Consider the following 20,519-nt stretch of genomic DNA (forward strand, 5'->3'; position numbering starts at 1 on the left):
GGCGCTTCCGGCGCGAACAAGGATCAGGACCATGGCTCAACTCACCCGTCGTCAGGCGCTTTCGGCCCTTTCGGGATTGACGGTGGCGACACTTGCCGCACCACATATTCTGAAGGCGGAAACCCCGCTCACCTTTTATGGCCCGCCCGCTGCGCCCTCCGCCGTGCTGGCCCATGCGGTAAAGGGCGGGTTCCTGAAGGATGTTGCCCCCGAGGCCGTCTTCAAGGCGTGGAAAACGCCGGATGAAATGCGTGCCGCCGTTGCCTCCGGTTCCATGGGCGCGGTGGTGATGCCGAGTTACGGTGCTGCCAATCTCCATAATCGCGGCCTCGGCCTTGGGCTTCTGAACGTGCTGACAACAGGCCTGCTCTATGTGGTGTCGAAGGACGAAACGCTGACGTCGCTGGAAAGCCTTTCCGGCAAGACGCTCGCTTTGCCGTTCAAGAACGATATGCCGGATTTCGTCTTGCGTCGGCTGGTTGCTGAAAAAGGGTTGAAGCCCGGCGATATCAAGCTGGAATACGCCGCCTCGCCACCGGAAGCCGTGCAATTGCTACTGACGGGCCGTGTGGATGCCGCGCTGCTGAGCGAACCGGCGGCAACCGCCGTGCTCATCAAGGCAAAATCGTTTTTCATGACGGTCCATCGCACCATCGATATCCAGCAGGACTGGGCGAAGGTGGCGGGCAGGCCCGAAATCCCGCAAGCCGGTCTCGCCCTGACCTCGCAGGTTCAGGAAAAACTCGGAAAGGCTGGTATTTGGGCCTTGCAGGCGGGCATGGAAGCGGCGCTCGCCAGCGCTATGGCCGATCCGCAAAGGGCGGCGGCGGCCGCCGCCGATGCCCTTGGTTTCCCGCCTGAAATCATCGCCGCCTCCTTCCCGACAAGCCATTTGTCGGCGCTGAAGGCGAGCGCTGCACGCGCCGATCTCGAGGCGTTTTACGATGAACTCGCGAAAGCGGACCCGGCCATCATCGGCGGTGGGCGGCCGGATGACGGTTTTTATCTGGTGTAGCAGGCATGAACCGCATTCTTGAAAGCCTTGGCTGGACTGGCCGCTATCTCTGGGCGGGCTGGGCGGGGCTTTCCGGCATTTTCTGTTTTCTCGCCGCCTGGCAGGCCGGGCATGAGATTTATGGCTCCTTCATCCTGCCTTCACCGGGTGAGACCTTCGCTGCCATCGGGGTGCTTGCAGCGCGGCCGGATTTCTTCACGATCCTGTCGCAGAGCGCCGTCAGGGCGCTGACCGGTTTTGCCATTGCCGCAGGCATCGGCACGGTGGCGGGTGTGCTGGCCGGTTATTCCTTCGCGGCGATGCGGTTGATGAAGCCTGTCGTCACCGTCCTGCTCGGCGTGCCGCCCATCGGCTGGATCGTGCTGGCGCTGATCTGGTTCGGCTCGTCGGGAGGCACGGCCGTCATGACCGTGGTCATCGCCTCGGCGCCGGTCTCCTTCGCCGGCGCACTGGAAGGTGTGGCCAAGCGGGACCGGCAGCTGGAGGTCATGGCGCAGGCCTTCGGCGCTCCGTGGTTCTACCGTCTGCGCACGGTCACCATGCCGCATGTTCTCTCCTATCTCTTTCCGGCCTGGACAACGACGGCCGGCAGCGCCTGGAAAGTGACAGTCATGGCCGAGCTTCTGTCCAATTCCGGCGGCATTGGCGGCGAATTGGCGACCGCACGGGCGCTGTTCGATATCGCGCAGGTCAGCGCCTGGCTCACCATCACGGTCGGCCTTGCACTGCTGACCGATTACGGCCTGCTGCATCTGCTGCGCGAAGCGCTGGAACGCTGGCGCGCCGCCGGGCTGCCATGGGGTGTCAAACGATGAGCGAGCATCTTGCCCTTGGTTTTGAACATGTCGGCCACGCCTTTCTGGGTCGCAGCCTGTTCGAGAATTTTGATCTCACCATAGCGCCGGGGGAAACCGTGGCGCTGCTCGGCCCTTCCGGCAGCGGCAAGACGACGATCCTGCAGATCGCGGCCGGTATCATCGATCCCGTGCGCGGCCGTGTGCACCGCCATTATCGCCGGCAGGGGCTGGTGTTTCAGGAACCACGGCTTTTGCCGTGGATGACATTGATCGACAATATCGCCTACGGCCTTGCGGCTGCCGGTATGCCGAGAAGGGAGCGACGGGAAAGGGCAGGGCATTTTGCGCTGGAAGTCGGCCTGGAAGAGGCGGATTTCGGTAAATATCCGGTCGAACTTTCCGGCGGCATGCGCCAGCGCGCCGGGGTGGCGCGGGCGCTCGCCGTGGAACCGGACATGCTGTTTCTGGACGAGCCCTTCAGCGCCGTTGATGTCGGGCTGCGCCGCCATCTGCAGGAGCTTCTGGTGGCCGCCTCCCGCAGGCGCGGTTTCTCCACGCTTCTCGTGACGCATGACCTTCATGAAGCACTGCTGGTGGCCGACAGGTTGATCGTGCTCTCCGGTGTCGATGGCCGCGTCATCGCCACGCACACGCCCGCCGGCTCGCCGGGCCGGCGCATGGCGCGTGCGGTTTTCGACGAGGCGGAATTGCTGGCCGAAAGCCCGGCCTTTGCCGAACTGTTTTCGGCACGGGAGCGGACGAGATGAGGGCGCGCCCCATTCTTTCCGAGGCCCTGCGGCTGTTTTTCCCGCTCGCTGCGCTCCATGGCGCGGTCTGGCCGTTTCTGTGGATCGTCATTGGCGGTTATGACCTGCCTTTCGGCGATGCCGTTCCGCCATCGCAATGGCACGCGCATGAAATGATTTTTGGCACCTATGGCATGGCGCTTGCCGGCTTCCTTGGTTCGGCAGTTCCGGAGTGGACCGATACCAGGGCGGCCTCGGGCAGCACGCTTCTTGCTCTCGCCGGCCTCTGGCTGCCGGGTCGCCTGATCGGGTTTGCGGGGGGCGATGCATGGAGCCTGCCGGCGGGCTTTTTCGATCTGGCCTTTCTGCTGGCGCTTTCCGCCCTCATCGGCACGGCGATGCTGGCGCGGCGTACGGTGAAACATCTGGCCTTCCTCATCTGGCTTTTTCTGTTCACGGCGGCGGAAGCGGCTGTGCGTTATGCCTGGTGGAGCGGTGATCTGGACCTCGCATCCCGCTGTCTGGAGGCGGCGCTGTGCATCTTTATCGTGCTGTTTTCACTGTCCGCCGCGCGTATCAATGTCGTCGTCCTCAATCTGGCGCTCGATCCAACCGGGGGGACAACCCCTTATCGGCCGCATCCCGGCCGCCAGCACATGGCGGGCGCGATGGTGACGCTTTATATGGCGGCGAAACTTTTCTTTCCGCAAAGCGATGTCTGTGCCTGGCTGGCGCTTGCGGCCGGCGCCGCGTTTTTCGACCGGCTGGCCGAATGGTTCATCGGCCGCGCCGTCTTCAAGACCGAGGTTTTGCTGCTCGGCCTCGGCAATGCCTTCGCCGGGGCGGGGTTTCTGGCGCTCGGGGCGACACGACTCGGTTTTTCCGTCCCACCGGCCGCAGGCCTGCATCTCCTGTCGGTGGGGGCGCTTGGTTGCGCCGTCATGGCCGTCTTCATCATTGCCGGGCTCAGGCATACCGGACGTGATCTGGCGCATCTGCCATGGCAGGCGCATGCGGCAGCCGGGCTGATGGTGATGGCCGGGCTGATCCGCATCCTGCCCGAATTCGATTTCGCAGCGATCCTGTCTCCCTATCATCACGGCCTCAGTGCAATAGTGTGGGCTGCGAGTTTCGGTGTCTGGCTACAGGGCTTTCTGCCCTTCATGCGTGCGCCGGGCATGGACGAGGCGGGGGCATGCGGATGAGCGAGCTCTCACGGCGCCGGCGGCAGGGCGCTCACCCTTTCCATTCCCGATGTTTATTTTTTTGGCAAAAGCCCAATATGAAATCAGTGACTTAGGTGGGCGGTATTGATGAATGTTATTTCTGATAAATAATCAATAAAATCAAGTGGTTGAATATTTCCGTCTTTTCGCCGATGATGACTCGAACCGAATAGGAAACGCGAATATGCCTAAAATAGTCGCGCCCCAGAATGCCGATGAAAAGCAGGGCCGGACGAGGGAGCTTGTGACCTTTGCCGTCCTGGCCTTTGGAATCTGGCCCATACTGGCGGTTGGATTTGTCGGGGCCTATGGCTTCATCTGCTGGATGTTCCAGATCATTTACGGGCCGCCGGGGCCTCCCGGTCATTGAGGGCTAAATGATGATGGAACTCAATCGGCGCGATTTCCTGCGCGGCGGACAAAAACAAAAACCGCGTATCTGTCCCCCCGGGGTCGCGTTGAGCGACCTCGCCGCTTGTAGCGGTTGCGCAAAATGCGTCGAAGCCTGTCCCACCGGCATCATCGCGATGGCGGGCGGCTTGCCTTCGGTCGATTTCTCCGCCGGGGAATGCAACTTCTGCGGCAAATGCGCGGAAGCCTGTCCCGAGCCGGTTTTTGCCGTGCCTGCGGCGCAGCGCTTCGATCATGTCATGGCGATCGGCGAGGGCTGTCTCGCCTTCGGCAATATCGATTGCCAGGCCTGCCGCGATGCCTGTCCGACAGAGGCGATCCGGTTTCGCCCGCGCCGCGGCGGCCCTTTCGTGCCGCAGCTTGTCAGGGATGCCTGCACCGGCTGCGGGGCCTGCGTGTCCGTCTGTCCGGCCGGTGTGATCGAGATCAAGGATAGAGCCACGGAGATGCAATATGCCTGAAAATACGGGCCGGTATCATGTTTCAAGCGCCGTGGTGGCGGTGATGCCGCAGATGCGGGACGCCGTGTTTGCAACGCTTTTGACGCTCGACAATGTCGAGGTTCATGGCGAGGGCAACGGCAAGTTCGTCATCGTCATCGATGGCACGAGCACCGGCATGTTGGGCGATACGCTCACTTATATTTCGACACTCGACGGTGTGATTGCCGCCAACATGGTTTTTGAACACGTCGATACAGAGGAGACGAGCGGCGATGAGCAGCGAACTGACGCGGCGTGATCTATTGAAGGCGCATGCCGCCGGCATTGCGGCGGCAACGGCGGGCATTGCGCTTCCCGCCGCCGCCCAGCCGGTGCCGGGCGGTGTTTCCGCATTGCAGATCAAATGGTCCAAGGCGCCCTGTCGTTTCTGCGGCACGGGCTGCGGCGTCATGGTCGGCGTCAAGGAAGGCAAGGTGGTCGCCACCCATGGCGACATGCAGGCGGAGGTCAATCGTGGCCTCAACTGCATCAAGGGCTATTTCCTGTCCAAGATCATGTATGGCAAGGACCGCCTGCAAACCCCGCTGCTGCGCAAGAAAAACGGCGTTTATGCCAAGGATGGCGAATTCGAACCGGTAAGCTGGGACGAGGCCTTCGACGTGATGGCCGCGCAGTGCAAGCGCGTGCTGAAGGAAAAGGGACCGACGGCCGTCGGCATGTTCGGCTCCGGCCAATGGACGATCTTCGAGGGTTATGCCGCGACCAAGCTGATGCGCGCCGGCTTCCGCTCCAACAATCTCGATCCCAATGCCCGCCACTGCATGGCGTCGGCCGCCTACGCCTTCATGCGCACCTTCGGCATGGACGAGCCGATGGGCTGCTACGACGATTTCGAACATGCCGATGCCTTCGTGCTCTGGGGCTCGAACATGGCGGAGATGCACCCCATCCTGTGGACCCGCATTGCCGACCGGCGTCTGGGTTTCGACCATGTGAGGGTGGCGGTGCTTTCGACCTTCACCCATCGCAGCATGGATCTCGCCGATATCCCCATGGTCTTCAAGCCGGGCACGGATCTCGTCATCCTCAATTACATCGCCAACCACATCATCAAGACCGGGCGCGTCAACGAAGACTTCGTGAAGAACCACACGAAATTCGTGCGTGGTGTCACCGATATCGGTTATGGCCTGCGGCCCGACAATCCGGTGGAGGTGAATGCCGCCAATTCAGCCGATCCGACCAAGACGGAAGCGATCGATTTCGAGACCTTCAAGGAATTCGTCTCCGAATACACGCTGGAAAAGACCGCCGCCATGACCGGCGTGGAGGCCGGCTTCCTGGAGGAACTGGCCGAGCTTTATGCCGACCCGAAACGCAAGGTCATGTCGCTCTGGACCATGGGTTTCAACCAGCATGTTCGCGGCGTCTGGGCCAACCAGATGGTCTATAACATCCATCTTTTGACCGGCAAGATTTCCGAGCCGGGCAACAGCCCGTTCTCGCTCACCGGCCAGCCCTCGGCCTGCGGCACGGCGCGCGAGGTGGGAACCTTCGCCCACCGCCTGCCGGCCGACATGACGGTGACCAACCCGGAACACCGTAAACATGCCGAGGAAATCTGGCGCATCCCGCACGGCATTATCCCGGAAAAGCCGGGTTACCACGCCGTGCAGCAGGATCGCATGCTGCATGACGGCAAGCTGAATTTTTACTGGGTACAGGTCAACAACAATGTTCAGGCCGGCCCCAACACCAAGAACGAGACTTATCTCGGTTATCGCAACCCGGAAAACTTCATCGTGGTTTCGGATGCCTATCCGACCATCACTGCCATGAGCGCCGACCTCATCCTGCCTGCCGCCATGTGGGTGGAGAAGGAAGGGGCCTATGGCAATGCCGAGCGGCGCACCCATGTCTGGCACCAGCTGGTGGAGGCCTCGGGCGAGGCGCGTTCCGACCTCTGGCAGCTGGTGGAATTCTCCAAACGTTTCACCACCGACGAGGTGTGGCCGGCGGAGATACTCGACGCCAATCCCGCCTATCGTGGCAAGACGCTTTACGAGGTGCTCTACAAGGACAGCGATGTCGGCAAGTTCCCGCTGAGCGAGATCAACGCGGATTACCAGAACCAGGAATCCAAGGATTTCGGTTTCTATCTGCAGAAGGGTCTCTTCGAAGAATACGCCGCCTTCGGGCGTGGCCACGGCCACGATCTGGCGCCCTACGATGCCTATCACGAGGTGCGCGGCATGCGCTGGCCCGTCGTCGATGGCAAGGAGACCTTGTGGCGTTATCGCGAGGGTTACGACCCCTATGTCAAACCCGGCGAGGGCGTGAAGTTCTACGGCAACAAGGACGGCAAGGCGGTCATCATCGCCGTGCCCTACGAGCCGCCGGCGGAATCTCCCGATGAGGAATTCGATACCTGGCTGGTGACGGGCCGCGTGCTGGAGCACTGGCATTCCGGCTCCATGACCATGCGCGTGCCGGAACTCTACAAGGCCTTTCCCGGCGCCCGCTGTTTCATGAATGCCGACGATGCGCGCAAGCGCGGGCTCAATCAGGGTGCGGAAATCCGCATCGTCTCGCGCCGCGGCGAAATCCGCTCGCGGGTGGAAACGCGCGGCCGCAACCGCATGCCGCCCGGCGTCGTCTTCGTTCCCTGGTTCGATGCCAGCCAGCTGATCAACAAGGTGACGCTCGACGCAACCGATCCCATCTCCAAGCAGACGGATTTCAAGAAATGCGCAGTCAAGATAGAGCCAGTCGCATGATCAGGAAACACGGATGGATCGCCGCCACGCTTCTGGTCGTGGCTCTTGCGACGGGGGCCGTCGCGCAGATGGTGCCGGAACTGTCCGGCCCGCGCGGCGACGCGATGAAGACCGAGCCGGCCAAACCTCTGCCGAAATGGGTGATCGACGATTTCAGGCGCATGCGCGCCTATCCGGAACAGCCGCCGGTCATCCCGCATTCGATCGACGGTTACCAGCTGTCGGTCAATGCCAACCGCTGTCTGTCCTGCCACAAGCGCGAATTCACGCAGGATTCCGGCGCGCCGATGATCAGCGTCACCCACTATATGACGCGCGAAGGCCAGATGCTGGCGGATGTTTCGCCGCGCCGTTATTTCTGCACCGCCTGCCACGTACCGCAGGCTGATACCCGGCCACTCGTGCCCAACACGTTTGAGGACATGAGCACGATGGGTGTAAAACCGGCGGGTAGCGAATGATGATCGCCCGTGTGAAAAAACTTCTCGCCTGGCTTTGGGCGGTGCTGACGACACCGGCGGGTACGCTCAGCCTCGCCTTCCTGACGCTCGGCGGCTTCGTCGGTGGCGTGATGTTCTGGGGCGCCTTCAACACGGCGCTGGAAATGACCAACAAGGAAGCCTTCTGCATTTCCTGCCACGAGATGCGCGCCAATGTTTATGAGGAACTGACCCGGACGGTGCATTTTTCCAACCGTTCGGGCGTGCGTGCTTCCTGTCCGGATTGCCATGTGCCGCATGAGTGGACCGACAAGATCGCCCGCAAGATGCAGGCTTCAAAGGAAGTCTGGGGCAAGATTTTCGGCACCATCGACACCCGCAAGAAGTTCCTCGACAAGCGGCTGGAGCTTGCCCAGCACGAATGGTCGCGCCTGAAGGCCAATGACAGCTTGGAGTGCCGCAACTGCCATTCTTCCGCCGCCATGGACTTCACCAAACAGACGCAGCGCGCCGCCGATATCCATTCCAAATATCTGCTGACGGGCAAGGCCACCTGCATCGATTGCCACAAGGGCATCGCACATGAGTTGCCGAACATGGAAGGCATCGATCCCGGCTGGAAAATGCCGCTGGCGCTCGACGACCAGCCGGGGCCGACGGCATCTGCGGTGGATGACCTGCGGCGTGCAATGACGGATGTGCACCGGAACGTGTTCTGACGATCACGGCGAGGTGGTGGGAACCCGGTTGGGCCGCAATCAGGCCCGGTCGGCTTCTTCGATGAAGCGGCGCAACAGCGGCAGATGCCGCCTTTCGGCGAGGCAGATCGCATATTCGTCGATGAGTTCGTTGGCGTCGCACAGCGGCACGAAGGCAAGACGCACATCGTGGCCGAATTCCAGATCGGCAACCACGCCGCATCCCACCCCGTTGGCGATGGCTTCGCGCACACCCTCGCGGGAGGAAATCTCGACGACCGGCTGGATGGAGATGCCATGATCGGCGAGGTTCTTTTCGAAGATCTCGCGGGTGCGCGAGCCCCGTTCGCGCATGACGAAGGACAGGCCTCCAGTTCGGCCATGAAGGCGCGCTCCCGCTCCGCCAGCGGGTGCGAGACGGGTACACACAGACCGAGCCGCATGCTGAGAAACTTGACGCCATAGAGACGCGGATCGTCCGGTGCGCGGGCGGTGATGGCGACATCGGCGCGATAGTCGATGATCTGCTCCACCACCCGGGCCGAATTGTCGACCGAAAGGGAAAAGGTGAGCTGTGGCCGCTCCGCCTTCAGCCGTGACGGTGGAGCGCATTTCGGCGGATGTGATGGTCGATCAGCGAACGGGTGCGAGCTATTACATCGTGCGCGTCGCCACCTCGCAGGAGCAGATAAAGCAGCTGGGAGAATTCAGCCTCATGCCCGGCATGCCGGTGGAAGCCTTCATCACCACCGGCGAAAGAAGCGTGTTGTCGTATTTCCTCAAGCTCTTGCTCGATCAGGCAAACCGCACCTTCCGGCAGGACTGAGCGGGGGCGCCCAACTTTTAGCCGGCGAAGGCGGAAGCCGGTTTGCCGGTCGCTATGGCCCGCCCTGTCGTTCAGGGTGGGCCGAGAGCGCATTACAACAAAGAAAACGCCCTGCATCCTTGCGGTGCACGGCGTTTCCATATCGAACCGAACCGCGGCTTAGCCGCGGCACGGTTTTCTTCAACCCTGTGTCAGCCGACCTGCGCGTTGTCGTCGCGCTTGATGGCGATGACGGTCGAGCGCGGCAGCTTGCCTTCGCCATCCGGGAAGGGGGCATCGGGGTGCTGGATGCCGACGAAGTGGGTGCGCTTGTCGCCCGACCAGGTCTGGCCGGTGACTTCGGAACCCTTCGGCGCGGTCAGGAAGCGCTCGATGCGCCCGGTGGCCGGGTCGCCCGCCAGCATCTGGTTGTTGCCCTGGCCGGCGAAATTGCCTTCGTTGCTGTCTTCGCCATCGGTCTGAATCCAGAGCAGGCCGGTCGAGTCAAACATCATGCCGTCAGGCGAGTTGAACATGTTGCCTTCGTTGATGTTTGCGGAGCCGGCATAGGTGTCCTTGTGAACGGCGGGGTTGCCGGCCATGCAGAACAGGTCCCACTTGAACTTTGCGTCGGCATGGTCGTCATTTTCCGGATACCAGCGAACGATCTGGCCATATTCGTTCTTCTCGCGCGGGTTGGCGGCATTGATCGCCATGGCGTCGCCGCCGGCATTGGCGCGCAGCTTGCCATCTTTCATTTCGCCGCGGCGGCTGTTGTTGGTCAGCGCGCAATAGGCCTCGATGGCGACCGGGTTGATGGCAACCCATTCCGGGCGGTCCATCGTCGTTGCACCGACCTTGGAAGCGGCCTGTCGGGTGAAGACGCAGATTTCATCGATCTTCATGCCGGTGGTTGCGGGCGTGAGCGCCACCCATTCGCCGGCGCCGTCATCCGAAAATTTCGCGACGTGGAGCGTGCCTTCGTCCAACAGCTTCGAGGTGTCGCCGCCCGGCACATAGATGCCGTTGGAGACGAATTTATAGAGGAATTCGCCACGCTCGTCGTCACCCATGTAAACCACCACGCGGCCGTCGCGGGCAATCACCACGGCGGCGTTTTCGTGCTTGATGCGGCCGAGCGCGGTGCGCTTGACGGGGGTGGAGGAGGCGTCCGAAGGATCGATCTCGACCACGTAACCGGCACGGCGCGGCTCGTTGGGGTTCCTGGCAACGTCGAAACGTTCGTCGAACTTTTCATAGGCGTAACGTGTCTCGGCAACGATGCCATAACGCTTGTAGTCGTCAGGCAGCTTGAAGGCGGCGTCTGCGGTGCCGAAATAGCCGTTGAAGTTTTCCTCGCAGGTGAGGTAGGTGCCCCAGGGCGTGCGGCCGGCGCCGCAATTGTTGAAGGTCCCGAGACAGTCGACACCTTTCGGATCGGCAGCGGTCTTGACGAGATCGGAGCCGGCGGCGGGGCCGGAAAGCTTTATCGGCGTGTTGTGGTGGATACGGCGGTTGAACGGGCTGTCGAGAACGATTTCCCAGCCGTCGTTGCCTTCGGCGACTTCCATGACGGTGACGCCCTGCATGTTCTGCAGGATCTTCACGTCGTCGGCCGTCTTCGGGTTGCCCTTTTCAGTGTGCGGCAGGTTGGTTTCCGGGTTCACATATTCGTGGTTGACGGCGATGAGCTGGTGGCTGCCGACCATGAAGAGTTCCATGCCGTCGGTGTTTTCGCCGAAGACCTTATCGGAGTTTTCAACGCTGACGCCCTTGGCGGGGTCGAGATCGGGAACGTTGGAGAAAAGCGGCTGGCCCCACTTGGCAAGCGGCTTCCAGTTGTAACCTTCCGGCACATGGATGGTGTGGTCGGTGGCGGCCGCCACCGGCTTGAAGGGGAAGCGGCCGGCAGCGGCTTCCTGCGCTTCGGCCGAGGTGCTGGTCATCAGGTTGCCGAGCGTGCCCATGGCAGCTGCCGCCGAGCCGAAGGCGAGCACGCCGCCGAGAAAACCGCGGCGGGAGATCGCGCTTTCGACCACGCGGTCGAAATCGGTTTCGGCCGGCGGCGGGTTTTGCAATTCGTCCCACTCGTCCCAGGACAGCTTGCTCGTATCGATGTCGGTCATGTCGTGTCTCCACCGTTCAATGTTTGGAATCATTCCAACAGGCTGCGTACCGGCTGAGTGTTTCACTCGGATGACGGGAAGACATGCTTTAAATATGACTGTCATAGGGAAGAATTCGCCATTTTTCCCTCAATACGCGAGAAGGATGCGGATGAGCAGCATGCCTTCAAAGCGGCGGAAGCGGAAGGGACCTCCGCTGTGCGGCGCTCTTTTTTGCTGAGGCTCGGCCGTCAGGCGCGGCGATGTGGAGCCGTTTACTCGATGATCCACCGCTTTTGGTCAGTGGCACGCCAAGGGGCAGGCTGCCGGGCGAGATAATCATCGAGATGCCGCCCGGCAAGTTGCGAAAGCGGCGGGATCAGGCGCATGAGGGCGAGCGAATGAAGCCTGCCGCCCTCTCGTCGTCCGGAGCCTTGGTAAAAAGTGCCCCAAGCTCCGTCATCACCTTTGCGTGTCCGGTATGGTTTGCGCCGGGATTGCCGGCTCAATCATCGAAATGATCGTGAACACCGCTGGCGCCGCGCCGCCAGTAACCGGAAGCGCGGGTCCATTTGGGGTTTGCGCCGCATTCCCCGACGAGGATGGCGCGAACCTCCTTTGCGGTCTGCGATTCACATGCGACCCAGCTGAAGAAATCGCCTTTCGGCAGCTCGAACTGGCGCAGCGCCGCCTTCAAGGCGCCATGGTCCGTGCCGCTTGCGGATTGCTGCGTGACCCACACGATCGAAGCGTCTGCCCTGGTCGTAAGTTCCAGCCGGTCGGCGTCCGTCTCGACCTCGATCAGCGCCACGACACGGGTGCCCGCGGGCATTTCCTCCAGCCGCCGTGCAAGGGCGGGAAGGCCGGTGTCGTCGGCGATCAGCAGATGCCAGTCATAGGTGAAGGGAACGATGAAGGAGCCACGCGGCCCGGCGATCCACGCCCGGTCACCCGCTTTGGCGGATTTTGCCCAATTGCTGGCGGGGCCGTCATGATGGGTGGCGAAATCGATGGCGAGTTCACCCTTTTCGGCGTCGAAGCTACGCGGGGTATAATCACGCACCAGCGGGCGCGGTGCGCCTTCCGGAAATTCCATGCCATTCGGGCCGATCACCGGCAGGCTTGGTTCGGTTTCACCGGGCGCGGGGAAGAACATCTTGACGTGATCGTCAAAACCGAGGCTGGCAAAGCCCTCCAGTTCCGGCCCGGTAAGGACGATGCGCACCATGGAGCGGCTGAGTTTTTCAACGCGTGCGACATCAAGCGTACGCAGGCGGATTGGGTGGCGGTGACGTGTGGGGGTGCGGTCCGGAATGGCGGACGCTAGGGTGTCTGGCATGCTCATGCTCTTGTCTTTCCTGGGATATTGCCGATGGGATCGGCGGTCTCGCTGTCCCGGATCGGTGGGCCGGATAATCGCGCGTCGGAATTTTCCGGCGGGCGATCCGGCGTCGTTGCGTCAAGATGCGCGAACCATAACAGGCGATTTTGGCTGCTGCAATATAACTTTCTTCTAAAACTCAAGTTTATGGTCGCCGCGGTTTTGAATAAGGGAAAATCGCGGCATTGAGGTCAGCACGGGCGAACCGCGCCTGTTCGGCAGCGGCGTGCGCGGCACGTTCTAAGGTGCTGTCCTGAGCAGAGCAAAAAGGCCTCCGAAAGATTTCCGGAGGCCTCAAACTGCTGGCAATCGTGTCTGACCCTCGCGGTCATCCCCAAGCTTATCCCGAGGCTTCAATCACGGAGCATAAAATCAAATGGTTGCAGATGCTCGGGACAGGCCCGGGCATGGCGAAGGAGGGGTTCTGGCCTCTGTCAATCCAGCTGCTTCTCGATGCGGAGAAAGCCTCAGAAAAATGCCTGAATACCCGTCTGTGCCCGGCCAAGGATCAGCGCGTGAACGTCATGCGTACCCTCATAGGTGTTGACCGTTTCAAGATTCTGCGCGTGGCGCATGACGTGATATTCGATCTGGATGCCGTTGCCGCCATGCATGTCGCGGGCCTGCCGGGCGATATCCAGCGCCTTGCCGCAATTGTTGCGCTTGACGATGGAGATCATTTCCGGCGCCATCTTATGTTCGTCCATCAGCCGGCCGACGCGCAACGATGCCTGAAGGCCGAGTGCGATTTCGGTCTGCATGTCGGCGAGCTTCTTCTGGTAAAGCTGCGTGCCGGCGAGCGGCTTGCCGAACTGCTTGCGGTCGAGGCCATATTGCCGGGTACGGAACCAGCAATCCTCAGCGGCACCCATCACGCCCCAGGAAATGCCGTAGCGGGCGCGGTTCAGGCAGCCGAACGGGCCCTTCAGGCCGGAAACATTCGGTAGCAATGCGTCTTCGCCGACTTCCACGCCATCCATGACGATTTCGCCGGTGATGGAGGCGCGCAGTGAGAGCTTGCCGCCGATCTTCGGGGCGGAGAGGCCCTTCATGCCCTTTTCCAGCAGGAAACCGCGGATCTCGTTGCCATGGGCTTCCGATTTCGCCCAGACGACGAAAACATCGGCGATCGGTGCGTTGGAAATCCACATTTTCGAACCGCGCAGGCGATAGCCGCCTTCGATCTTTTCGGCGCGGGTTTTCATGCCGCCCGGATCGGAGCCGGCATCCGGCTCGGTGAGGCCGAAACAGCCGATCAGTTCGCCGGAAACGAGGCCCGGCAGGTATTTCTTCTTCTGCTCGTCCGAGCCGTAAGCGAAGATCGGGTGAATGACGAGGGAGGACTGCACGCTCATCATCGAGCGGTAACCACTGTCGATCCGCTCCACCTCGCGGGCGACGAGGCCATAGGCCACGTAGCTCGCATTGGCCGCGCCATATTCCTCCGGCAGGGTCACGCCGAGCAGGCCGGTGCGGCCCATCAGGCGGAAGAGTTCCGGTTCGGTGGTTTCGGAAAGATAGGCTTCCTGAATGCGCGGCAAAAGTTCGGATTTGCCGAAGGCTTCGGCACTGTCGCGGATCATCCGCTCGTCATCGGTCAGTTGGTCTTCCAGCAGAAAAGGGTCCTGCCAATTAAATGCTGCGCGTTCGCTCACTTTATGCCTCCGGATTTGCTGGCCGGATTATTGGTATTCAAGCCTGATGGCACAAGCCATGTTTACTCATTTTTGCATTACATATAGTAATGGCTCATGTCGTCTCTCAGCCGCAAACTCCTGCCGTCCACCAGCGCGCTCGCCGCTTTCGATTCCGTTGCCCGGCTCGGCAGTTTTTCCGCCGCCGCCGATGAGCTGGCGCTGACGCAAGGGGCAATCAGCCGGCAGGTTATGTCACTGGAAGAACAGCTTGGCGTGCGCCTGTTCGAGCGCGGCGCGCGGGGCGTGGCGCTGACGACCGAGGGGCGCGCTTATGCGAAATCCATCGCCTCCGCCCTTGGCGAGATACGCTCCGCCTCCCTGCAGATCATGACCAAAACGCATGGCAATACGCTGAACCTCGCCATGTTGCCCACCTTCGGCACCCGCTGGCTTTTGCCGCGCATCCCGGATTTTGTGGCAAACCACCCGGAAATCACTATCAATTTCGCCACCCGCATCGGCCAGTTCGATTTTGAGCGGGAGCAGTTGGATATGGCGATCCATATCGGCCAGGCCGACTGGCCGGGCGCGGAAAGCACCTTTCTTATGCATGAAATGGTCGCGCCGGTTTGCAGCCCGCAATTCCTCAGCGCCCATCCGGTGGAAAAGGGCGAGGATATCGCCGCCCTGCCGCTCCTGCATATGGCCTCGCGGCCGGGAGCATGGGGCCACTGGTTCGAAAGTCTCGGCCTGTCGCTCGCCTTGCCGCAGGGCATGCGCTTCGAGCAGTTTTCCAGCGTGGCGCAGGCCTGCATCGCCGGGCTTGGCGTGGCGCTGATGCCGCTGTTCCTGATCGATAATGAGCTGAAATCGAAGCAACTGGTGAAAGCCTTCGATCATCAGGCGAGAAGCCCCAGTTCCTATTATGCGGTGGCGCCGCTTTCGCGTGCCAATCACGTCCCTGTCGTGCTGTTTCGTGACTGGCTGGTGCGGCAGGTCGAGGCTTATCGCGCAGCCAGCACCCAGACCTCGTAAAAATAATCGCTCTTTTTTCGGGCATTTAACCTTTGTGCCCAGCTTTTCGCCGTATTTCGCCGGCGCAGGACTCGACAGCGGTCCACACCTCGCTTATCCTGATTAAACGTTTAATCAGCCTTCCCGGACCATCAATGGCGTCGTCACGGCCTGCCACCAATCTGAGCGCGATAGCAGCGGCACTCGGCGTGTCGGTTGCAACCGTGTCCAATGCGCTCTCCGGCAAGGGCCGCGTTTCGCCCGATCTGGTGGAGCGCATTCGCAAGACGGCAAGCGAACTGGGTTATGTGCCGAGTTCGGCGGGCAGGGCGCTGCGCACCGGCAGATCAGGCGTTTTGGGGCTGGTTCTGCCCGATATCGCCAACCCTCTTTTCCCGCAGATCGCGCAGGCCATCGAAAAGGCGGCCGTCACCGCCGGTTATGGCGTGCTGATTGCCGACGCCCGCGGTGAGATCGCCATGCAGACGGACGCCATCAACCGGCTGATCGAGCGCGGGGTGGATGGCATGGTGATCGTTCCCCGCCGCGGCACGCGTATCTCCAATGTTGATTGCCCGGTTGCCGTCATCGACAGCCCTTCCACGCCGGGAAACACCGTCGCCGCTGACCATTGGGATGGCGGCCGGCAGGTGGGCGACTATCTGGCAAGCCTTGGCCACCGCAAGGTGGTGCTGGTGGGCAAGAACCGCGATTCCAACGTGCAGAACGACCGTCTCGGCGGCATTCGCGATGGTCTCGGCAAGACGTGTGTGACCCGGACGCTCTGGATCGACAGCATCGAACAGGTGGGTGGCGCAGGCTGCCGGCTGGGGCTTGCCGATCTGGTGGCGGATGGTTTTACCGCCTTTGCCGCCATTTCCGACCTGCATGCGTTACGCGCGCTCACCGAGTTGCAGCGCGAGGGTATCGAGGTGCCGGAAAAGGCGAGCGTCACCGGTTTCGACGATCTCATTTTTTCCGCCGTGGTCACCCCGCCGCTCACGACCATGCGCATGGATATGGGCCGCATAGCCGATCTCGCGGTCGGGGCGCTGCTGCGCGCCATCGATGGCGCCGGTGAGAACGGTGTCGCCATCGATGTGACGGCGGATATTTCGAAAGTACCGATGGCGCTGATCATGCGCGGCTCCACCGGCAAGGCAAAGCATGATGCGATTGAAGCCAAAAACACGACAGCAGGAGAACTCACACCATGAAAAAGATCATTTTCGCGTCGGGCACCGCCCTGATGCTGACGATGGGAGCGGCGCAGGCCCAGGACAAGACGCTGACGATTTCCGTCTACGCCTTTGCGCAGGATGAATTCAAGGAACTGGTCTATACGCCCTTCGAGCAGAAATGCGGCTGCAAGCTCGTCGTCGAGACCGGCAACAGCGTCGAGCGTCTGGCCAAGATGGAAGCCAACAAGGCCAATCCGGTGGTTGATCTCGCCATTGTTTCCATGGCCGATGCGCTCTCCGCCACCCGCAAGGACCTGATCCAGAAGATCGACGCCTCCAAGGTGCCGAATATCGAAAACCTCTATGACATCGCCAAGGACCCGAATGGCGACGGCATGAGCGTCGGCGTCAATTTCTACGCCACATCGATCGTCTACCGCACCGACAAGATGAAGATCGACAGCTGGGCCGATCTTCTGAAGGACGGCATTGTCGACCACGTCGCCTTCCCGAATGTCACCACCAATCAGGGCCCGCCGGCGCTTTATATGCTGGGCAAGGCCATCGGCAAGGATACGCCTGATCTTTCCGGCGCCATCGAGGCCGTGGGTGAGAAGAAGGACGATATCGTCACCTTCTACGTCAAGTCCTCGCAGCTGGTCCAGCTGATGCAGCAGGAAGAAATCTGGGCAGCCCCCATCGGCCGTTTCTCCTGGGCGCCTTTCACCAAGCTTGATCTGCCGCTTGCCTGGGCAACCCCCAAGGAAGGCCAGACCGGCGGCATGAATGTGCTCGTCGTGCCGAAGGGCGGAAAGAACGAGGATCTTGCGCTGCAATTCATGGATTTCTGGCTGTCGACCGACGTTCAGAAGGCGCTGGCTGAAAAGCTGGTGGACAGCCCGACCAACAAGCAGGTCAAGGTGTCTGACGAGGTGGCGAACAACATCACCTATGGTGACGAAACCGCCCGCAGCCTGCAGCTCATTCCGTCCGACGTGACGCTTGATAACCGCGACAAGTGGTTGTCGGAGTGGAACGCCAAGGTCGGCCAGTAACTCCTTTCACCGTTTGGAACGGGGCATCGAAACGTCCGCGAGGACGGCTCCATTCCGGGAAAAGCGGTTCGGTCGTCCCCTGACCGCTTTTCCACCTTCCATTTTGCAGGTCGGTTCGTCCGGCTGTCGTAACAACCGGCCTTGAGGCCGTTCAGGGAATAAACCCATGTTTCAGAACCGGGCCGAAGCGCTGGCGCTTGCCTTGCCCGCCGCGATTTTCGCGGCGGCGGTCTTTCTTGTGCCGGTCTTCATGCTTCTGTCGGAGGGTTTTCGCACCACTGACGGCTGGACATTGTCGGCCTATGCCACATTCTTTTCCGATCCGCTGAACCAGACGGTTTTCCTGCGTACGCTCAAACTCGGCGCGCTCGTCACCGTCGTTTCGGCGGTGGTGGGGTATGCTGCGGCTTTCGCCATCGTCAACCTGTCGCCGGGCAAGAAGGGCCATGTGGTCAATCTCGTCGTGCTGCCGTTGATGATCTCGCCGGTCGCCCGCACCTATGCATGGATCGTCATTCTCGGCAGAACCGGCATCGTCAATCAGGCGCTGCAGGCGGTGGGCCTGAGCGACGCGCCGATCCGCATCCTGTTTTCCGAAACGGCTGTCTTCATCGGCCTTCTGCAACTGTTCCTGCCGCTGATGATCATCTCGCTCATCAGCGCGCTCGAAAACATGCCGAAGGATACGATTGCCGCTGCCCGCGTGCTCGGCGCCAACTGGTTTCAGGTGTTCTGGAAGGTCATCCTGCCGCTCACCAGGGAGGGGCTGGTGGTCGGCGGTACGCTGGTCTTCACCGGTTCGCTGACGGCCTATATCACGCCCGCCATTCTCGGCGGCTCGAAGGTGCTGATGCTGGAAACCCTGCTTTACCAGCAGGTCACGGTCTCCAATAATTTCGTTGCCGCCAGCGTCATCGCCTTCATCCTGATCGTCATGAGCTTTGCCGCCAATATCCTGCTGAAGCGCATCGCCACCGCAAGGAACAAGAAATGACCCGGCAGCTCTTCATTCCGCTCACGCTCCTTCTTGTCGTCGGTTTCCTCATCGGGCCGTTCCTCATCATCGTTGCGGCCTCGTTTTCGGCCGGTGATACGCTCGCCTTTCCGCCGCAGGGCTTTTCGCTGAAATGGATCGCCAAGGTCTTCACGGTCGAAAGTTTTCGAGAGAGCTTTGCCATGTCGATGTTCCTTGCCATTGGCGGCACGTTCACGGCACTCATCCTCGGCATTCCCGCTTCCTACGCCATGTCGCGCTACAAGCTGCCCTTTAGCGAAACCGTGCGTACCATCGTTTCCGCGCCGATCATCGTGCCCGGCATCATCGTTGGTCTCGCGCTGCTGCGTTATTTCGTTGTGCCCTTCGGTATCGGCATCACACTCGCGCTGTTTCTCGCCCACACCGCGCTCATCCTGCCCTATGCGGTGCGGGTGGTATCGGCCAGCCTCAACAATCTGCGCTCGGATATCGAAGAGGCGGCGGTGCTGCTCGGCTCGTCCCGCGTCGGCGCGTTTTTCCGGGTGGTGTTGCCCAATATTCGTGGCGGCATTCTCTCAGCCTTCATTCTCGGTTTCGTGACGAGTTTCAACCAGGTGCCGGTGTCGCTGTTCCTGTCCGGTCCCGGCGTGCGCACGCTGCCCATCGACATGCTGGGTTACATGGAAATCGTCTTTGATCCTTCCGTTGCAGCCCTTTCTTCGCTGCTCGCCTTCCTTTCCATCGGCATCGTCTTCATGGCCGAACGTTTCCTGGGGTTCTCCCGTTATGTCTGACGCAAATTACCTTTCGCTCAAAAAAGTCTCGCTCGCTTATGGCGGCAATGTCGCCGTCAAGGATCTCGATCTCGATATCCGCAAGGGCGAGCTGCTCGCCCTTCTCGGGCCCTCCGGCTGTGGCAAGACCACGACGATGCGCGCCATTGCCGGGCTGATGCCGGTGGCAAGCGGGCGTATCGATCTCGATGGCGCCGATATTACCCGCGTCGCGGCCAACAAGCGCGCCGTCGGTCTGGTGTTCCAGTCGTATGCGCTCTTCCCGCATCTTACAGTTTATGAAAACGTCGCCTTTGGCCTGAAACTCAAGGGCATGAGCGGCAAGGCGCTGGAGGACAAGGTTGCCTCCGGCCTCAAATCGGTGGGCTTGTCCAACTTCGCCTCGCGCAAACCGGCGGAACTATCAGGCGGCCAGCAGCAGCGCGTGGCTTTGGCACGCTCCATGGTCATGGAGCCTAAGGTGCTCTTGCTCGATGAGCCGCTCTCCAATCTCGATGCGCGTCTGCGCCTTGAAATGCGCACCGAACTGCAGCGTGTGCAGAAGGAAACCGGCGTGACGATGATCTTCGTCACCCATGACCAGATCGAGGCTTTGGCGCTCGCCGACCGCATTGTCGTCATGAAGGGCGGTAAGATTGAGCAGATTGGCACGCCCGAAGAGATTTATAACGCGCCGGTTTCGTCCTTCGTGGCGGATTTCGTCGGCTTTGAAAACATCTTCGCGCTGGAAGGCGGCGCGTTGAAAACCGCAAACGGTACAACACCGCTTCCCGGGCCAGTCCTTTCAGCATCCGGACTGGCCTGGCGGCCGCGCATGGTCACCCTTGGTTCAGGTCCTTTCCAGGGAACCGTGCGCGGCACATCCTTCGCCGGCAACAGCCGCGAATATCTGCTCGACACGCCGCTTGGCCCCATCAAGGCGGAAACAGACGCCGCACTTGCCGCGCACGCCATCGGTGATACGCTCGCCTTCGACCTGCCGGTCGAAAAAGCGGCAAGCCTGAAGGTGTTCAACTGA

At 61.3% G+C, this 20,519-nt stretch carries 20 protein-coding genes and 1 pseudogene; 17 read left to right on the plus strand and 4 right to left on the minus strand.

Features of this window, described 5'->3' with window-relative positions:
- The first annotated feature begins 31 nt into the window (after nucleotides 1-31).
- From O3S81_RS17705 to O3S81_RS17750, 10 genes are all read left to right on the plus strand, one after another.
- Complete coding sequence (locus O3S81_RS17705) at nucleotides 32-1,015, plus strand: ABC transporter substrate-binding protein (RefSeq protein ID WP_269345254.1); 984 nt, start codon at nucleotides 32-34, stop codon at nucleotides 1,013-1,015.
- Nucleotides 1,016-1,020: 5 nt separating this feature from the next.
- A complete protein-coding gene (locus O3S81_RS17710) occupies nucleotides 1,021-1,830 on the plus strand; it encodes an ABC transporter permease (protein WP_269345256.1) in 810 nt (269 codons plus the stop codon).
- A complete protein-coding gene (locus tag O3S81_RS17715) occupies nucleotides 1,827-2,579 on the plus strand; it encodes an ATP-binding cassette domain-containing protein (RefSeq protein WP_269345257.1) in 753 nt (250 codons plus the stop codon). The genes O3S81_RS17710 and O3S81_RS17715 overlap by 4 nt, the downstream gene beginning before the upstream one ends.
- A complete protein-coding gene (locus tag O3S81_RS17720; protein ID WP_269345259.1) occupies nucleotides 2,576-3,763 on the plus strand; it encodes an NnrS family protein in 1,188 nt (395 codons plus the stop codon). The genes O3S81_RS17715 and O3S81_RS17720 overlap by 4 nt, the downstream gene beginning before the upstream one ends.
- A gap of 205 nt (nucleotides 3,764-3,968) precedes the next feature.
- A complete protein-coding gene (napE, locus tag O3S81_RS17725) occupies nucleotides 3,969-4,154 on the plus strand; it encodes a periplasmic nitrate reductase, NapE protein (RefSeq protein WP_269345261.1) in 186 nt (61 codons plus the stop codon).
- A 7-nt stretch (nucleotides 4,155-4,161) separates the two neighbouring features.
- Complete coding sequence (locus O3S81_RS17730) at nucleotides 4,162-4,656, plus strand: ferredoxin-type protein NapF (protein ID WP_269345263.1); 495 nt, start codon at nucleotides 4,162-4,164, stop codon at nucleotides 4,654-4,656.
- Nucleotides 4,649-4,936, plus strand: coding sequence for a chaperone NapD (locus tag O3S81_RS17735; RefSeq protein ID WP_269345265.1), 288 nt, complete (start codon nucleotides 4,649-4,651; stop codon nucleotides 4,934-4,936). Before O3S81_RS17730 ends, O3S81_RS17735 begins: the two co-directional genes overlap by 8 nt.
- Nucleotides 4,911-7,415 (plus strand): periplasmic nitrate reductase subunit alpha, encoded by a 2,505-nt coding sequence (napA, locus tag O3S81_RS17740; RefSeq protein WP_269345266.1) that lies wholly within the window; start codon nucleotides 4,911-4,913, stop codon nucleotides 7,413-7,415. The genes O3S81_RS17735 and napA overlap by 26 nt, the downstream gene beginning before the upstream one ends.
- Nucleotides 7,385-7,876 carry a nitrate reductase cytochrome c-type subunit gene (locus tag O3S81_RS17745; protein ID WP_010973823.1) on the plus strand — a complete coding sequence of 164 codons (492 nt, stop codon included), beginning with the start codon at nucleotides 7,385-7,387 and terminating at the stop codon, nucleotides 7,874-7,876. The genes napA and O3S81_RS17745 overlap by 31 nt, the downstream gene beginning before the upstream one ends.
- A 2-nt stretch (nucleotides 7,877-7,878) precedes the next feature.
- Complete coding sequence (locus O3S81_RS17750) at nucleotides 7,879-8,574, plus strand: cytochrome c3 family protein (RefSeq protein WP_269345777.1); 696 nt, start codon at nucleotides 7,879-7,881, stop codon at nucleotides 8,572-8,574.
- Between the two features lie 39 nt (nucleotides 8,575-8,613).
- Here O3S81_RS17750 and O3S81_RS26645 read toward each other — a convergent pair.
- Nucleotides 8,614-9,089, minus strand: a pseudogene (locus O3S81_RS26645) (LysR substrate-binding domain-containing protein).
- A 38-nt stretch (nucleotides 9,090-9,127) separates the two neighbouring features.
- On the opposite strand from O3S81_RS26645, the gene O3S81_RS17765 reads away from it, so the two are divergent.
- A complete protein-coding gene (locus O3S81_RS17765; protein WP_269345273.1) occupies nucleotides 9,128-9,379 on the plus strand; it encodes a hypothetical protein in 252 nt (83 codons plus the stop codon).
- A 191-nt stretch (nucleotides 9,380-9,570) separates the two neighbouring features.
- Here O3S81_RS17765 and O3S81_RS17770 read toward each other — a convergent pair whose 3' ends face one another.
- The 3 genes from O3S81_RS17770 to O3S81_RS17780 form a co-directional block, all read right to left on the minus strand.
- Complete coding sequence (locus O3S81_RS17770; protein WP_269345275.1) at nucleotides 9,571-11,484, minus strand: PhoX family protein; 1,914 nt, start codon at nucleotides 11,482-11,484, stop codon at nucleotides 9,571-9,573.
- Nucleotides 11,485-11,968: 484 nt separating this feature from the next.
- Nucleotides 11,969-12,808 (minus strand): siderophore-interacting protein, encoded by an 840-nt coding sequence (locus O3S81_RS17775; RefSeq protein ID WP_269345277.1) that lies wholly within the window; start codon nucleotides 12,806-12,808, stop codon nucleotides 11,969-11,971.
- Nucleotides 12,809-13,311: 503 nt separating this feature from the next.
- Nucleotides 13,312-14,499: an acyl-CoA dehydrogenase gene (locus tag O3S81_RS17780; protein WP_269345279.1), complete on the minus strand. Its 1,188-nt coding sequence runs from the start codon at nucleotides 14,497-14,499 to the stop codon at nucleotides 13,312-13,314.
- Between the two features lie 96 nt (nucleotides 14,500-14,595).
- Here O3S81_RS17780 and O3S81_RS17785 point away from each other — a divergent pair, with 96 nt between their 5' ends.
- The 6 genes from O3S81_RS17785 (at nucleotide 14,596) to O3S81_RS17810 (ending at nucleotide 20,519) form a co-directional block, all read left to right on the plus strand.
- Nucleotides 14,596-15,516 (plus strand): LysR family transcriptional regulator, encoded by a 921-nt coding sequence (locus O3S81_RS17785; protein WP_269345281.1) that lies wholly within the window; start codon nucleotides 14,596-14,598, stop codon nucleotides 15,514-15,516.
- Between the two features lie 134 nt (nucleotides 15,517-15,650).
- Entirely contained in the window at nucleotides 15,651-16,712 is a 1,062-nt protein-coding gene (locus tag O3S81_RS17790; protein WP_269345283.1) for a LacI family DNA-binding transcriptional regulator, read from the plus strand.
- Nucleotides 16,709-17,731, plus strand: coding sequence for an ABC transporter substrate-binding protein (locus O3S81_RS17795; RefSeq protein ID WP_269345285.1), 1,023 nt, complete (start codon nucleotides 16,709-16,711; stop codon nucleotides 17,729-17,731). Before O3S81_RS17790 ends, O3S81_RS17795 begins: the two co-directional genes overlap by 4 nt.
- A gap of 166 nt (nucleotides 17,732-17,897) precedes the next feature.
- Nucleotides 17,898-18,725: an ABC transporter permease gene (locus O3S81_RS17800; RefSeq protein ID WP_269345287.1), complete on the plus strand. Its 828-nt coding sequence runs from the start codon at nucleotides 17,898-17,900 to the stop codon at nucleotides 18,723-18,725.
- Nucleotides 18,722-19,501 carry an ABC transporter permease gene (locus O3S81_RS17805; RefSeq protein ID WP_269345288.1) on the plus strand — a complete coding sequence of 260 codons (780 nt, stop codon included), beginning with the start codon at nucleotides 18,722-18,724 and terminating at the stop codon, nucleotides 19,499-19,501. The genes O3S81_RS17800 and O3S81_RS17805 overlap by 4 nt, the downstream gene beginning before the upstream one ends.
- Entirely contained in the window at nucleotides 19,494-20,519 is a 1,026-nt protein-coding gene (locus O3S81_RS17810; protein WP_269345289.1) for an ABC transporter ATP-binding protein, read from the plus strand. Before O3S81_RS17805 ends, O3S81_RS17810 begins: the two co-directional genes overlap by 8 nt.

Source organism: Agrobacterium sp. SOY23, assembly GCF_027212525.1.
Lineage (GTDB): Bacteria > Pseudomonadota > Alphaproteobacteria > Rhizobiales > Rhizobiaceae > Agrobacterium > Agrobacterium tumefaciens_I.

Excerpts from the sequence above, each read along its gene's own strand:
- O3S81_RS17705 (WP_269345254.1), top strand. The coding sequence starts at position 32 with ATGGCTCAACTCACCCGTCGTCAGGCGCTTTCGGCCCTTTCGGGATTG.
- napE (WP_269345261.1), top strand. The coding sequence starts at position 3,969 with ATGCCTAAAATAGTCGCGCCCCAGAATGCCGATGAAAAGCAGGGCCGG.
- O3S81_RS17810 (WP_269345289.1), top strand. The coding sequence starts at position 19,494 with ATGTCTGACGCAAATTACCTTTCGCTCAAAAAAGTCTCGCTCGCTTAT.
- O3S81_RS17770 (WP_269345275.1), bottom strand. The coding sequence starts at position 11,484 with ATGACCGACATCGATACGAGCAAGCTGTCCTGGGACGAGTGGGACGAA.
- O3S81_RS17785 (WP_269345281.1), top strand. The coding sequence starts at position 14,596 with ATGTCGTCTCTCAGCCGCAAACTCCTGCCGTCCACCAGCGCGCTCGCC.
- O3S81_RS17790 (WP_269345283.1), top strand. The coding sequence starts at position 15,651 with ATGGCGTCGTCACGGCCTGCCACCAATCTGAGCGCGATAGCAGCGGCA.
- napA (WP_269345266.1), top strand. The coding sequence starts at position 4,911 with ATGAGCAGCGAACTGACGCGGCGTGATCTATTGAAGGCGCATGCCGCC.
- O3S81_RS17735 (WP_269345265.1), top strand. The coding sequence starts at position 4,649 with ATGCCTGAAAATACGGGCCGGTATCATGTTTCAAGCGCCGTGGTGGCG.
- O3S81_RS17715 (WP_269345257.1), top strand. The coding sequence starts at position 1,827 with ATGAGCGAGCATCTTGCCCTTGGTTTTGAACATGTCGGCCACGCCTTT.
- O3S81_RS17805 (WP_269345288.1), top strand. The coding sequence starts at position 18,722 with ATGACCCGGCAGCTCTTCATTCCGCTCACGCTCCTTCTTGTCGTCGGT.
- O3S81_RS17745 (WP_010973823.1), top strand. The coding sequence starts at position 7,385 with ATGCGCAGTCAAGATAGAGCCAGTCGCATGATCAGGAAACACGGATGG.
- O3S81_RS17795 (WP_269345285.1), top strand. The coding sequence starts at position 16,709 with ATGAAAAAGATCATTTTCGCGTCGGGCACCGCCCTGATGCTGACGATG.
- O3S81_RS17800 (WP_269345287.1), top strand. The coding sequence starts at position 17,898 with ATGTTTCAGAACCGGGCCGAAGCGCTGGCGCTTGCCTTGCCCGCCGCG.
- O3S81_RS17710 (WP_269345256.1), top strand. The coding sequence starts at position 1,021 with ATGAACCGCATTCTTGAAAGCCTTGGCTGGACTGGCCGCTATCTCTGG.
- O3S81_RS17775 (WP_269345277.1), bottom strand. The coding sequence starts at position 12,808 with ATGAGCATGCCAGACACCCTAGCGTCCGCCATTCCGGACCGCACCCCC.
- O3S81_RS17720 (WP_269345259.1), top strand. The coding sequence starts at position 2,576 with ATGAGGGCGCGCCCCATTCTTTCCGAGGCCCTGCGGCTGTTTTTCCCG.
- O3S81_RS17730 (WP_269345263.1), top strand. The coding sequence starts at position 4,162 with ATGATGATGGAACTCAATCGGCGCGATTTCCTGCGCGGCGGACAAAAA.